Genomic DNA, 13271 nt, shown 5'->3' with positions numbered 1-13271 from the left:
AGAGTCGCTCCCCGTCCGGGGAGCGTGGATTGAAACATGTCATTCCCAACCTTGAGGCTTAGGGCAGTGGGTCGCTCCCCGTCCGGGGAGCGTGGATTGAAACCTCAAAAGAGGATGGAGGACGATCTCGCCGCCCTGTCGCTCCCCGTCCGGGGAGCGTGGATTGAAACCACCCAGAACCGGAGGCCTCCGCGCTTGAATGCGGTCGCTCCCCGTCCGGGGAGCGTGGATTGAAACTACGCCGATATGACCGCCTCGACGCCTTGACCGCGTCGCTCCCCGTCCGGGGAGCGTGGATTGAAACGAACGAATTGAAACAAGAATATTCGCTGGTCCAAAGATAACTGCACCCTTCGCTCCTGCTTCAATAACATAGACTGAAACTACACAAGTTATCCGTATAGATATTTAATGATAAAAACAGCTATCTTGCTACCCTAACCCTGGTATCGTCCGGATTTGACCGATTGTATTTGCCTTGATGAAATGATAAAAGTACTAGACGATGGTGAACAGCTAGACCACCAATCGAACTATATAACTGTATACAATATCCGACGTCGCCTACGAGAAAGGACACAGTGATAGCATGAAAACCCAAACAGACATTGAATCTATCTTTCCGACCCAGGCGGACATCCCGGAACGCCACCGCTTGGACGTCCCCATCGAACAACGAACCTATCTAATATACGGCGAGATGAGACGGTGGAACGGCCCTGTGGAAGACGTCTATTCCCCTGTCTGTATAAAAAATGGATGGAACATGCAACAGGTACGCTTAGGAAGCTATCCCCTTATGGAAGAATCTGATGCGCTCCAGGCCCTTGACGCGGCACTTAGGGCCTATGAAAACGGCAGGGGGCATTGGCCGACCATGACTGTTGCGGAACGTATCTCCCATGTACAAACCTTTGCCAGCCGGATTAAAAAACGCCGTGATGAGGTGACACGTCTCCTTATGTGGGAAACAGGAAAGTCACTGGCCGGATCCGAACAGGAATTCGACCGCACCATTGAATACATCACCAATACTATAGATGCATTGAAAGATTTGGACAGGGTCTCATCGCGCTTTGTCATAGAACAGGGCATAATCGCCCAGATAAGAAGGGCGCCGCTGGGCGTCGTCCTTTGTATGGGCCCTTACAACTACCCCCTGAACGAGACATTCGCAACATTGATCCCCGCCTTAATCATGGGCAATACCGTTATCTTAAAGCCGCCACGTTACGGGGTCCTGCTGTTTTCGCCTCTTCTGGAGGACTTCAGGGAGTCTTTCCCGCCTGGTGTCATAAACACCATCTACGGCAAAGGCCGATCCATTGCCCCTCCGCTTCTCCACACAGGGAAGATAGACGCCCTGGCCTTCATCGGTACAAGCAAGGCTGCGAACGCCCTCTACAAAGAACATCCTAAGCCACACAGACTCAGGCTGGCCCTGGGTCTGGAGGCCAAAAATCCGGCAATAGTGTTGCCTGATGCAGATATGGATCTTGCGGTGAGGGAGTGTATCTCTGGTAGCCTTTCCTTCAACGGCCAACGTTGTACGGCACTGAAGATCATCTTCGTGCAAAAAGACATAGTCGACGAGTTTCTGGGACGGTTCCTTAACGTCTTAGGCGGCCTGAAAAGGGGCATGCCATGGGAAGACGATGTGTTCATAACCCCACTTCCTGAAAAAGGAAAAATCGAGTACCTCACAGAGTTGATAGACGACGCTGAGGCATTTGGCGCAAGGGTCCTGAACCATGGCGGCGGAAAGACTGTAAAGACCTTTTTTGAACCGGCTGTGGTCTATCCGGTCACAAAAAAGATGCGTCTCTATACCGAAGAGCAATTCGGCCCGATTGTGCCCGTCGTCCCATTTGACGATATATCAGAACCGATAGGCTATATGGAGGCCTCCAGATACGGCCAGCAGGTGAGTATATTTGGCAGTAACCCAGAAGAACTGGCCGGGCTGATCGATCCGTTGGCAAATCAAGTTTGCCGTGTCAACATAAACAGTCAGTGCCAACGCGGACCAGACACATTCCCATTTGCAGGTCGAAAGGACTCGGCTGTCGGCACACTCTCGGTCTCCGACGCCCTGAGGACCTTTTCCATCCGTACACTTGTGGCCGCAAAGGAGGAGGAACTGAACAAGAACATCATAAGCGAGATAGTCAGAAAACGCCTGTCCGGTTTTCTCTCGACCGATTTCATCTTATAAAAGAACAGATTGGAGATCAGATCCTAACCGTGTCAATCCTAACAAGAATGCTTCTCAAAGAAATGCTCATACCATTCGTCCTCGCCTTCAGCGCCCTCAATGCGCTTCTGCTCCTGGGTCGCCTTCTTCCCCTGTTCGAACCAATCCTAAGGGCCGGCATAGGGTTTAAAGACATGCTCAGGTTTGTAGCCTTGATCCTGCCTACATTTTGGGCGTTTGTCCTACCCATGGCCACTGTCCTTGGTGTGCTCCTAGGATTTCTACGCCTCTCAAGGGATAGTGAGGCACTAGCCCTCTTTGCCTGCGGTATCACCCCAAGAAAGATGCTGATCCCCGTATCCCTGGTAGTACTTACTGCCTTTGTTGCAGGGCTTTTTATATCAAGCTACGTACTCCCCAAGTCGAAAATGGCCTCGAAGATCTTCCTTATCGAGCTGACCCAACTTGCACTCGCAAGGGGCGTACCCGAAAAGACCTTTTTCACGCCCATCAAAGGCCTTACGATATATGCAGACAAGACTGCAAACGGCGGTAAAAGCCTTGACGGGATATTCATATGGGACTCGCGCAAACAGGGGTCGACGAGCCAGATACTCGCCGGGCACGGCGAGATACTGGTGGCCCCCGGCGGCAAGGAAGCAGCGCTGCGATTGACCAACGGCATATTAAATATGACCGGCCACGACTATAAAGATACCGATACTATGGAGTTCAAGGACTATACATTAAGGCTTAGGCTCGCCGAAGGCGCTTACGAGCCATCGCGCGGCGATCTGAGCATCGACAAGCTATGGAAGGAGATAAACAACCCCAAAAATACAAAAGATGACAACTTATCATATCTGACGGAATTCTATGAGCGGCTGGCCCTGCCTTTTGGGACGTTGATATTGGGCATCATGGCCGCGCCGCTCGGGGTATTCTTCGGCCGCTCCGGACTTTCAGGAGGCATAGCTCTGAGCTTGACCGCGTTTCTTACCTACTATACGCTCATGATCTCCATGGCCAATCTTGCCGAAACAGGGCTAACACCGCCCTTCTTGAGTCTGTTTCTGCCGAATGCCGTTTTTTTATGTATCACAGCTGCCACGCTCTGGCTGTTTGACAGAAAAGGCGCCATAAAGGATTAACGAATGGGCATATTCAGCCGCTATCTGCTACGTCACTTTTTTAACATGTTTGTTTTGATCATGCCGGGCCTTACCGGCACCTATCTTCTAGTTGAAATAGCAGAACGGCTCAACAATATTATTGAAGCCGGCGTACCCTTCAAAACGGGCGCCCTGTATTTTCTGCTCATCACGCCCAAAACGATCTTCGAACTCGCCCCGGTCGCAGCAATGATGTCTGGCCTTCTCGCTGTGATGCTCCTTGCAAGACGCAACGAAATAATCGCCATGAGATCCATCGGGATCAGCGTCTTGAAGATAATCCGCTGTTTTTTATTCTTTGCCGCTGTTGTCTCATTTGCAATGTTGGTGGCCCAAACTATATTCATCCCGAAAATGACGCGCAGCGCCGACGTACTGTGGCAAACGAAGGTAAAAAAAGAACCCCTGAAAGGGATGCTTAAGGAAAACAGGTTATTTTACCGCAGTGGAAGGACCATCTGGATAGCGGAGCTGCTGGATTCAAATGCCAAGACACTCAAGGATGTCTACATAATCAATTTTGACGACAAATATGGCCTCGTCCGACTCATCGGCGCCGAAAAGGCAAGGTATTCCAAAGGGATATGGACCTTTTCCAACGGATTCATAAAGACAAGGACTCAAGGACGGTCTGATGGTAACATCTCCGTACAGATTTTCAGCTCAAAAGAGATGAAGTTTGAAGAAGGACCAGAGGAATTTACGGCCATCCAAACACCTCCATCAAAGGTGGATATACTCTCCCTTTTTAAAAACATCCTGAGACTTAAGGCCTCAGGCTATCCTGCAGACGAACAGGAGACGGCGTTTTGGGCCCAGATTCTCTATCCATTTTTGGGTGTCACCCTTCTCTGGTTGGGGATGACGATCCTCTTCAGACAGGGGAAAGGCTCGATGGCCGTTGGGCTTGGTCTGGGACTGACACTCAGCTTTGCCGCCTTGGTCTCCTGGGACTTTTTTATAACCCTAGCGAAGACATCCGTCATGCCGCCACTACTTGCCGCGCTTATGACGCACATTGTATTTGCAGGAGCAGGGTATGTAGTGTTCAAAAAATCGTATGTATAAATAAAGGCGGTTGTCATGGTCGAAAAAGAAAGGATTAAAAAGGTCATAAACATCCTTAACAGCGTCTATCCAAGGGCCGGAATAGCACTTAAATACAAAGATCCTTTTGAGCTCCTTGTGGCAGTTATCCTCTCAGCCCAGTGTACCGATGTAAGGGTCAACGAGGTCACGCCCCATCTGTTCGCCCGCTTTCCCAATCCAAAGGCCATGGCCGAGGCGCCGGTCGAGGATATAGAAAAAATCATAAGGCCGACCGGTTTCTTCAGAAACAAGGCAAGGAATATAAAAGAAGCGGCACGGCTCATTGTGGAGGAATACAACGGCCACATCCCAGATACTATGGAAGGGATTACGAGGCTTCCTGGCGTGGCCCGCAAGAGCGCAAATATCATACTTTATAACGTCTACGGAGTCATAGCGGGCATAGCGGTGGACACCCACGTAAAACGTCTTGCAATGAGGCTAGGTCTTACAAGGGAAAAGGACCCGATCAAGATAGAACGAGACCTAATGCGGATCATACCCAAAGACCAATGGGGCGTGATCTCATATGTACTGATCGAACACGGCAGAAACATATGCAACGCAAGAAAACCGTTGTGCGCCAAATGCCCTGTAAAGGAACTCTGTCCATCAGCCGTGGTCAGACCTTGACGGGCTCACTGAAACAAACAAGAGAGCCGGCGAGAATCACTTCAATCTGTCGTAAAGTTCGGCAACCGCTGCATCGACAGGCCTTATGGTATTCAACTCATAGGCGTCCACGTCTTTAAGGGCCTCTGGCATAAACAAACCCCTCTGTGCGAGATATATCTCCCACCTGCCATCTGATACCTGTCCTTTGTCTCCTGCCCTCTCAAAGAGCCTGCGCCTTATCTCGTCCTCAGGACATGTGCAGAGTATAAATTTGACATCCGCACCAGCCTCTTTGGCGACCTCAAAGATGCGGCGGCGCTCCTTTTCGTCTTTGTAAGTTGCGTCAAGCACTACGGATCCGCCCTGCATAAGATGCATTGCTCCAAGCCTAGCCAGTGCCCTGTAGGTCCTTTCGGTCGTCCGCTGGTCGTAGATTCCTTCACCCACAGGCTCGATACGCTTTTCAGTGGCGGGTATCTTCAAAACCACCTCTTTTCTCACTCTGTCGGAATTATAGACGGGGATATCCAACGCCCTGGCCCAGGCCGTTGAGACCGTACTTTTACCACTGCCCGGCGGTCCGAAAAAGATATATAAAATGGGCCTTGCCAAGCCGCCGGCGTACCTCAAGGCAAGCTTAAAATAGTGCTCGGCCTCCAGCCTGGCCCTTTCCCTAGCCGTCTCGTCCACCCCTTTAGAGGCCCATGTAAAACAACCAATTTTACCCCTAACATAGGCGCGGTAACACTTATAGAAGTCAAGCACGCTGAAAAGATCCTTGTCGCCCATCTCTTCTGAAAAGACCCGGGCAAAGCGGTTCCCAAGATGTGGAAGGCCGTGATAATCCAAGTCCATGGCCAAAAATGCGGCGTCTGATGCCACATCGCCGCACCTGAAGCGCTCATTGAATTCAATACAGTCGAAGATATAGATTTCGTTTTTTTGCTTATCAAAACAGATATTGGTCGAATAAAGGTCCCCATGTCCCTCCCTGATCCAACCGCCGTCCACCCTTTTTTTAAAGATATACAACCCTTTGTTTATAAACAATCTTGTGTATCTAGTAATATGTTCATAGGCGTCCTTGTCTATGATATCTCCCACAAAAGGCATCGTCTGTTCAAAATTCTCCTCCGTATTTTGGATTATAGTCTCGATGCCGCCGAAGTGTCTGACATATTCGCCCCCTTCTGCCTGGAGATAAAACGGCGCAAGCCTTTCGGCTATCTCGTCCACATCTTCTTTCTCAAGGGCATCTTCCTCGATCAGGTGGGGCATCATACCCGATTCCGGCATACGGGCCATGACAACCGCCCATTCCACAGGAAGACCTGGACCGTTCAGATGAATCGACCCATTTTCAGATGTGATCGGCCAGACGTCGAGATAGATTTGAGGGGCAAGACGCCGGTTCAGCCGAAGTTCTTCAAGGCAGAAATGATGCCGTTTTTCAATCGTCGTGAAGTCCAAAAAACCGAAATCCACTGGTTTTTTGACCTTATAAACCCTTTCTCCGGCCAAAAAAACCCATGAAATATGGGTCTGGACGAGCCTCACCTCATCCACTGGGTGCGGATAGGTCGTCGGATCAAGCATAGCCCCAAGCCAAACAGGTTCCTTTGTCATATTGATTATCCTTTCTCTCTAGTCTCCAAGGCATCCATTACATTGGTCTCTTTCAGACATGCATCAAGGGTTGAGAGCCTCTCCAGCCAGCCAGTGCCAAACCCATCGATCGCCACATCCCGCGCCGTTTCATTGCGCCACCTCATGTCTATCTTGAGCACATTTCCTCTGGCCGCATCATCCAAAAATTCGCCCCATTCTATCATCACCACCCATTCCCCGCCCAAATATTCCAAAAGACCTATCTTCCCGGCATCCACGTCCGGCCCAAGTCGGTAAAGATCGGCATGGCAAACTGGCGGCATGGCAGCGCGGTATTCGTGTATTATGGCGAATGTAGGGCTGGTGACTTGACGTTCATCCATGCCAAGCCCCGAACAGACAGCCTTGACAAGGGTAGTCTTGCCTGCGCCGAGATCCCCCGAAAGAAGAACGACATCGCCCGGAAAAAGCAGTTTAGCCAGGCAGCGCCCAAGCAGCCTTGTCTCTTTCAGGGAACTTGATCTCAAATATATCATCTTATAAGCCTGCGCCTCAGGAGCATAATCGATATCCAGGCGGCCGTCAGGGCGGCTGCCGCAATCACGGACAGGTTTAATGCCCAGCCGCCGCTTAGATCACCATAACAAAACCGCCTTGCCAACGTTACAGTATGTGTAAGCGGCAAAGCCAATAAAACCGCCTTTGCTACAGGATTCAAGGAATCAATGGGAAAGAACACCCCTGAAAAGAGAAAAAGCGGGGTGATCAAAAGTGATGTGAAGTAATTGAAAAATTCATAATTATCAGCCACGGCGGTGGTGATGAGCCCAAGGGCGGAGAAGAATACGCCTTCAAGAAACAGAATCGGGATAAGGGCCAACACCAACGGAGAGGGCCAGACGCCGAAAAGTGGCAGCGAAATGAGCATAATAATGCCTGAGACGAGCCCTTTTGTGGCCCCCCAGATAACCTCGCCCACCGCAAGATCGCTTACGCTCACAGGCGTCATAAGGATGGCCTCAAAAGTATGCTGGGTTGTGAGCCTAGTATAGGACCCATAAGTCGCTTCAAAGGCCGCACTATACATGACCGCCGTAGTCACAAGCCCAGGGGCGATGAATTGGAGATAACTCAGGCCATGTATGGCCGGTATCTCCCTCCCGAGGCCATAGCCCATGGCGAGCAGGAACATGAAGGGTTGGCCGAGGTTCCCTATGAGGCTCGCCCTGATATGCCTCATCCAGACCCTGGCGTTTCTCAACCATATCTTTGAAAAAAGGAGGCACATCATTCAATCCTCTTTGAGGGCGCTACCCGTAAGCTTAAGAAAAAGGTCTTCAAGGTTTGCGGGACGCCTCGTGACATGACGATGCCTGAGAGCCATGGCCTCGAGTTCAGGACACGGGGCCTTCGTAAAGATATAAAGGCGTTCGGCCTTCCGCTCATATTCAGCACGACATGAACGGAGCATCACCTCGATTTGCGCCAACTCTCCGGCATCCCCGCTTACCTCAAAGACATCCATGCCGACCATCTTCTGCACCATTTCTTCGGGATCTCCGTCCGCAACGACCCTGCCGTTGTTCATGACCATCACTCTTGTTGCAAGACGGGAGACCTCCTCCATATAGTGGCTGGTAAGAAGCATGGTCGTTCCTTTGACCCTCAGGCCCTCAAGACGCTCCCAGATAAGATGTCTTGCCTGCGGATCAAGGCCTATCGTCGGTTCATCAAGGATCAAAAGCTCAGGTGAGTTTATAAGCGCCCTTGCAATAAGAAGTCTTCTCCTAAGCCCGCCAGACAGGTGCTCTATTATATCATCCGACCTATTCCCCATGGCGAAGAACTCGAGAAGGCTTCTGGCGACATCCCTCGCCTTGCTGCGCCTGATGCCGAAATAGGAGGCATAGGTCAGAAGATTTTCCATCACACTCAAATCAGGGTCAAGATTGTCCATCTGGGGAGCGACCCCTATGCGCCTCTTTATTTCTGCAAGACGGGCCTCTACAGGCTCACCGAAAACCATTATACGGCCTGCCGCCGGACTCACAAGGCCCAGCATCATGGAGATTGTGGTGGTCTTGCCCGCTCCGTTGGGGCCGAGCAGGCCGAGACATTCACCCGGATATATGACGAGGTCGATATGCTGCACCGCAACCCTCTGACCGAAGGACTTGGCAAGCCCTTTTATTTCCACAACAGGGGCTAGTCGAATGCGCGGATCGACAATTTCATGCGGCATAAAAATACATTCTCTGTTTTTTCTTGGTCGGCCTGCGGTCTGGCCATGTTACGGCAGCACAACAGCCAGCATGTACGGACATTGTAATATAACCGAAGTCCCGGCGCTGGACAAAGGGCAGGCCGCCACTCAAGATAGCAGGTGGGTATTTAGATACAGCAGGCCCGACAAAACCGATCGCACACGGATATTGTATTGCGCCGTTTATTCCTGCGTCTTGAGCAACATGAGATAGAGCGCCCCCTTCGCCTTAAGCCTTCCGGCGACTTCCCCGGCCCGCCCTCCGGTCCCGCAATACAGATCAAGTCTGTACGGCCCCTTGATGGCGGCGCCTGTATCCTGATTAAAGACAAAACCTTTAAAATCTCTGTCCACGCAAGACCCCAAGGCCTGTCTAGCGTCAAACTCAAGAAAACAAAGGGCCCCCGGCGGATAAACAGAAGGGTCGAGCGCAACCGATCTCAGGGGCGTGAGCACCTCGCCGAGACTGCCTACCGGACCGTCCTTGCCCCATTTGAAAAAGATATATCTCGGATTGCTTGCAAGGGCGTCTTCGAGGCGATCAGGATTCGCCTCAACCCAGGCACGGATATGCGACCAATCAGCCTGATCTCTCTTGATCAGACCCTGCCCTATCAACCATCCTCCAACACTCTCGTAAGGCAGCCCGTTGCTTGCGGCATAGTGGATGAACCGCCTGCTGCCGTCTTCGAACCTCAATATCCCTGACCCCTGGATATGGAGCATAAGGCCATCCACAGGTGAGGCCAGCCAGGCCAGGACCGGGGCATTTGCAGGCCATCTGCCAGAGTCTATCTCTTTCCTCGGATAATAAGGGACCAGCCTCTGTCCCGATACGCGTCCCCAGATCGTTACGGCAGGGAGAGCTGGGTTGAACTGCCTGATATCCACCCTTACAAGATCGGCAGGGACGCCGTATAATGGATATGTAAACCGGTCGTTAGGCGTAAGCGATGCCGAAAGCTCAGGCTGAAAGTATCCTGTAATAAGCAGGGGGTCCTTGTCGACCGCTTCTATGGTGCGCTCGATCTTATAGAAATCAAATCGCCTTGCAAGCTCCTCCTGGAAGGCCTGTCGGGAAAGACCTTCATCGAGAAGGTGCAGAAAGACCTGCACGGTCGCCTTGAGCCGTAAGGCCTTGACGACCATGCCACCTAATAAAAAGGATTGATCCGGATCAAACCTAGAAAGGGCCGAGATATCCTTTTCCGCCGCATCCCTAAGCGACTCCCTATCACCGGTGTCTATAAAAACCGGGATGTCCAGCGGGCTGACACGAACCACATAAGGTGCCGAGACAGATTGCCTCACCCGAGGCGGATAGCTGCATGAAGGAGGCAGGAAACAGATCAAGACCAACAAGGCCAAGACGGTCTTTCTTGAAAACACCATATCAAAGACCGGTTGACGCCACCTGTCTCTTGACCGCGGAAATGGACTCCTGCAGTGCACCATGTTCCTCAGGGGTAAGTGGAAACTCCAATATGCGCTCTACGCCCCCGGCCCCGAGAACGACCGGCGCCCCCAGAAACACACCGTTTATCCCAAACTCTCCCTCAAGATATACGGCACACGGCAGCACCCTGTGCTGGTCTTTGAGTATGGATTCGGCCATCTCAACAGCGGCAAGCCCGGGTGTTGCAAAGGCACTTCCAGTCTTCAAATGACCCACGATCTCTGCACCTCCATGCCTGGTCCTGTGGATGATCCTGTCGATCTCGTCTCTTGGAAGAAGCACCTCGAGCGGCACGCCTCCAACAGTTGCAAGCCTCACGAGCGGAAGCATATGATCCCCGTGGATCCCCATTACGACGGCGCTCACATCCTGTGGCGAAACCCCAAGGGCCTGGGCTATAAAAAACCGGTATCTGGCAGTATCGAGTACACCGGCCATGCCGACCACCCGCTCACGCGGGAATCCTGACACCTTGAATGTGACATAGACCATGGCGTCTATGGGATTCGTTACCACCACTATACACGCCCCTGGAGACCGGCCAGCGGCCTCGGTAACGACAGCCTTTATTATCCCCACATTTTTGGAAAGCAGGTCTTCACGGCTCATGCCAGGTCTTCGGGCAAGACCAGCGGTTATGATTATCACGTCAGAGTTCCCGGTCTCTTCATAGTCATTCGACCCTGTCACCTTGCCGTTGAACCCACAAAGCGCGGCTGATTGTGCAAGGTCAAGGGCCTTGCCCTGCGGCAGCCCTTCCACCACATCAACAATTACAATCTCATCGGCTGCATGCCGACTCACAGCCCATTGAGCGGCTGCCGTACCGACCGCGCCAGCACCTATGATGGTCAATTTTTTCTTGATGCCTTTCATGGATGACCATCATAATTAAAAAAACATGTCTTTGCAATCCGATAAGTCACACTTGTCAAACATACAGCTCTTTGGTAGGTTAATGTTACAACTGCTTAAAAATTATTTTAAACTTCTTCTTGCACAAGGCTAAAACAATGATTCTGGGTCCCCTTCTAGGCTGGCTTTCAAAAGACCTCGCAATTGATCTAGGCACCGCCAACACCATCGTCTATGTAAAAGGAAAGGGTATAATCCTCCGGGAGCCCTCAGTTGTAGCGGTAAAAAGAGAAATGGGTGGAATAAACAAGGTCCTGGCCGTAGGCAAAGAGGCCAAGATGATGCTCGGCAAGACCCCGTACAACATCGAGGCCATCCGCCCCATGAAAGACGGTGTGATAGCCGACTTTGAGATCACCGAGGCCATGCTTCGATATTTCATCCGCAAGATCCATAACAGGCGCACCCTTGTTAGGCCGCGCATCATAATAAGCGTCCCTTCAGGGATCACACAGGTTGAAAAACGCGCCGTAAAGGAATCGGCTGAGTCGGCCGGGGCGCGAGAGGTCTATCTAATCGAAGAACCTATGGCCGCGGCGATAGGCGCCGGCCTTCCGATAACGGAACCCACGGCCAACATGGTGATAGATATAGGTGGTGGCACCACCGAAGTAGCGGTAATCTCCCTTTCCGGGATCGTCTATAGCAAATCGGTCCGTGTGGCAGGAGATAAGATGGACGATGCCATCCTGCAACACATAAAGAGGCGCTATAATCTATTAATAGGTGAATATACCGCTGAATACATTAAGATGGAAATAGCCGATGTAATGCCGGAACCGCCATACAAAGAGATGGAGATAAAGGGCAGAGATCTCATATCCGGCATCCCTAAAACCATAAAGATAAACTCCCAGGAGGTGCGCGCGGCCATCGCTGAACAGATCGACAACATCGTCGAGGCCGTAAAAGATGCATTGGAACAGACTCCGCCCGAGCTTGCAGCTGACATAGTAGAAAGAGGCATAGTATTGACAGGCGGAGGTGCCCTCCTGAGGAATCTCGACAAACTGCTTGAGAAGGAGACGGGCCTTCCGATAATCGTTTCCGAAGACCCGCTTTCATCAGTCGCGCTAGGTTCAGGCAAGGCATTGGATAACATCGAAATTCTAAAGGAGATTATGATATATTGATCGTTTCCTGCACTTGATGACCTGCAAACTTTTTAATCCTGAACGGCCTGTAAGCCCCTTCTAATCCAAATAACTATCGGGTGTATTGGTAGTGTCCCGCCTCCAAAAGAAAAAGAAACAAAGACACCCTTCATTGTCAGCCCCTTTTGTACTGGCAGCCTTTATATTCCTCATATCGGCAGGCCTCTGGCTGGGCGTATTCGGCATATTGCAACCTATCAAACAGACATTTCTCGACATCTCAGGATCGGCCCAAAAATGGCTCGAGATCCCCTTCGCCTGGACGAAAGATATCTGGAGCTCATATATAGCCCTCCGAGATATAAAAACCGAAAACGAATCCCTCAAGCATGAGATAGAAAGGCTTCAGCGGGAGATAGCCAGCTATAAAGAGGCAGTCATGGCAAATGCAAGGTATAAAAGGCTCTTGGACATAAAAAACCAAGAAAAGATCCCAGTCGTAGCAGCATCCGTAATCGGCGAGGATCTTGCACCATGGGTGTGGTCGCTGACCATCGACAAGGGGATCAGGGACGGCGTAGGCCCTGAGATGCCGGTCTTGGCCGACGATGGCATAATAGGCCAGGTGGTCGAATCATCGGACCGATTCAGTAAGGTGTTGTTGATCGCCGACCAGAACAGTGCAGTAGCGGCCATAGATCAGCGAAGCCGCACACCAGGGATCTTAAAAGGCAATGGGGACGGCCTATGCAGGCTTGCCTATGTTGGGAAGGAGGAAGATGTAGCGGTTGGAGACGAGGTCATAACCTCAGGTACCGACCAAATATTCCCCAAGGGACTCCCCCTCGGAAAGATAATTGCCGTT

General features: G+C 51.4%; 12 protein-coding genes and 1 CRISPR repeat array. Of the genes, 6 read left to right on the top strand and 6 right to left on the bottom strand.

Annotated features, from left to right (window positions below; genetic code table 11):
• Positions 1-3: 3 nt before the first annotated feature.
• Positions 4-304: direct repeats of the CRISPR family, unit length 33 nt; unit sequence GTCGCTCCCCGTCCGGGGAGCGTGGATTGAAAC.
• A 285-nt stretch (positions 305-589) separates the two neighbouring features.
• Genes ACP5SG_RS07555 through nth form a run of 4 tightly spaced genes read left to right on the top strand, consistent with a single transcriptional unit; the run spans position 590 to position 5088 of the window.
• Positions 590-2215, top strand: a complete 1626-nt coding sequence (locus tag ACP5SG_RS07555; protein WP_424661202.1) for an NADP-dependent glyceraldehyde-3-phosphate dehydrogenase — start codon at positions 590-592, stop codon at positions 2213-2215.
• 47 nt (positions 2216-2262) lie between these two features.
• A complete protein-coding gene (locus ACP5SG_RS07550; protein WP_428123224.1) occupies positions 2263-3345 on the top strand; it encodes an LptF/LptG family permease in 1083 nt (360 codons plus the stop codon).
• 3 nt (positions 3346-3348) lie between these two features.
• A complete protein-coding gene (locus ACP5SG_RS07545; RefSeq protein ID WP_428123222.1) occupies positions 3349-4434 on the top strand; it encodes an LptF/LptG family permease in 1086 nt (361 codons plus the stop codon).
• A gap of 15 nt (positions 4435-4449) precedes the next feature.
• Entirely contained in the window at positions 4450-5088 is a 639-nt protein-coding gene (gene nth, locus ACP5SG_RS07540; protein WP_237889183.1) for an endonuclease III, read from the top strand.
• Between the two features lie 36 nt (positions 5089-5124).
• Here nth and ACP5SG_RS07535 read toward each other — a convergent pair whose 3' ends face one another.
• The 6 genes from ACP5SG_RS07535 to mdh all read right to left on the bottom strand — a co-directional run bounded on the left by ACP5SG_RS07535 (position 5125) and on the right by mdh (position 11273).
• The gene (locus tag ACP5SG_RS07535) at positions 5125-6696 is read right to left on the bottom strand and encodes an AAA family ATPase (RefSeq protein ID WP_237889182.1); all 1572 of its coding nucleotides are present in this window, start codon (positions 6694-6696) and stop codon (positions 5125-5127) included.
• A 5-nt stretch (positions 6697-6701) separates the two neighbouring features.
• On the bottom strand, positions 6702-7214 hold the full coding sequence (gene tsaE, locus ACP5SG_RS07530; protein WP_237889181.1) for a tRNA (adenosine(37)-N6)-threonylcarbamoyltransferase complex ATPase subunit type 1 TsaE: 513 nt from the start codon (positions 7212-7214) through the stop codon (positions 6702-6704).
• The gene (locus tag ACP5SG_RS07525; protein WP_237889180.1) at positions 7211-7969 is read right to left on the bottom strand and encodes an ABC transporter permease; all 759 of its coding nucleotides are present in this window, start codon (positions 7967-7969) and stop codon (positions 7211-7213) included. The genes tsaE and ACP5SG_RS07525 overlap by 4 nt, the downstream gene beginning before the upstream one ends.
• Positions 7970-8920, bottom strand: a complete 951-nt coding sequence (locus ACP5SG_RS07520) for an ATP-binding cassette domain-containing protein (RefSeq protein ID WP_237889179.1) — start codon at positions 8918-8920, stop codon at positions 7970-7972. It lies immediately after the preceding gene.
• A 204-nt stretch (positions 8921-9124) separates the two neighbouring features.
• Positions 9125-10333, bottom strand: coding sequence for a murein transglycosylase A (gene mltA / locus ACP5SG_RS07515; protein ID WP_237889178.1), 1209 nt, complete (start codon positions 10331-10333; stop codon positions 9125-9127).
• Between the two features lies 1 nt (position 10334).
• The gene (gene mdh, locus ACP5SG_RS07510; protein WP_237889177.1) at positions 10335-11273 is read right to left on the bottom strand and encodes a malate dehydrogenase; all 939 of its coding nucleotides are present in this window, start codon (positions 11271-11273) and stop codon (positions 10335-10337) included.
• 137 nt (positions 11274-11410) lie between these two features.
• Here mdh and ACP5SG_RS07505 point away from each other — a divergent pair, with 137 nt between their 5' ends.
• Positions 11411-12445: a rod shape-determining protein gene (locus tag ACP5SG_RS07505; protein ID WP_428123215.1), complete on the top strand. Its 1035-nt coding sequence runs from the start codon at positions 11411-11413 to the stop codon at positions 12443-12445.
• Positions 12446-12578: 133 nt separating this feature from the next.
• A partial coding sequence (gene mreC / locus ACP5SG_RS07500) for a rod shape-determining protein MreC (RefSeq protein ID WP_428123213.1) occupies positions 12579-13271 on the top strand: 693 nt, incomplete at its 3' end.

The sequence above is a fragment of the Dissulfurimicrobium sp. genome, from assembly GCF_049968175.1.
GTDB classification, from domain to species: Bacteria; Desulfobacterota; Dissulfuribacteria; order Dissulfuribacterales; family Sh68; genus Dissulfurimicrobium; species Dissulfurimicrobium hydrothermale.
This window is presented reverse-complemented; position numbering and strand designations above follow the sequence as displayed.

What these genes read in the sequence shown, in the direction of transcription:
- ACP5SG_RS07545 (WP_428123222.1), top strand. Translation starts at nt 3,349, where the DNA reads ATGGGCATATTCAGCCGCTATCTGCTACGTCACTTTTTTAACATGTTT.
- mdh (WP_237889177.1), bottom strand. Translation starts at nt 11,273, where the DNA reads ATGAAAGGCATCAAGAAAAAATTGACCATCATAGGTGCTGGCGCGGTC.
- ACP5SG_RS07550 (WP_428123224.1), top strand. Translation starts at nt 2,263, where the DNA reads ATGCTTCTCAAAGAAATGCTCATACCATTCGTCCTCGCCTTCAGCGCC.
- ACP5SG_RS07520 (WP_237889179.1), bottom strand. Translation starts at nt 8,920, where the DNA reads ATGCCGCATGAAATTGTCGATCCGCGCATTCGACTAGCCCCTGTTGTG.
- mltA (WP_237889178.1), bottom strand. Translation starts at nt 10,333, where the DNA reads ATGGTGTTTTCAAGAAAGACCGTCTTGGCCTTGTTGGTCTTGATCTGT.
- ACP5SG_RS07535 (WP_237889182.1), bottom strand. Translation starts at nt 6,696, where the DNA reads ATGACAAAGGAACCTGTTTGGCTTGGGGCTATGCTTGATCCGACGACC.
- tsaE (WP_237889181.1), bottom strand. Translation starts at nt 7,214, where the DNA reads ATGATATATTTGAGATCAAGTTCCCTGAAAGAGACAAGGCTGCTTGGG.
- ACP5SG_RS07555 (WP_424661202.1), top strand. Translation starts at nt 590, where the DNA reads ATGAAAACCCAAACAGACATTGAATCTATCTTTCCGACCCAGGCGGAC.
- ACP5SG_RS07505 (WP_428123215.1), top strand. Translation starts at nt 11,411, where the DNA reads ATGATTCTGGGTCCCCTTCTAGGCTGGCTTTCAAAAGACCTCGCAATT.
- nth (WP_237889183.1), top strand. Translation starts at nt 4,450, where the DNA reads ATGGTCGAAAAAGAAAGGATTAAAAAGGTCATAAACATCCTTAACAGC.
- ACP5SG_RS07525 (WP_237889180.1), bottom strand. Translation starts at nt 7,969, where the DNA reads ATGATGTGCCTCCTTTTTTCAAAGATATGGTTGAGAAACGCCAGGGTC.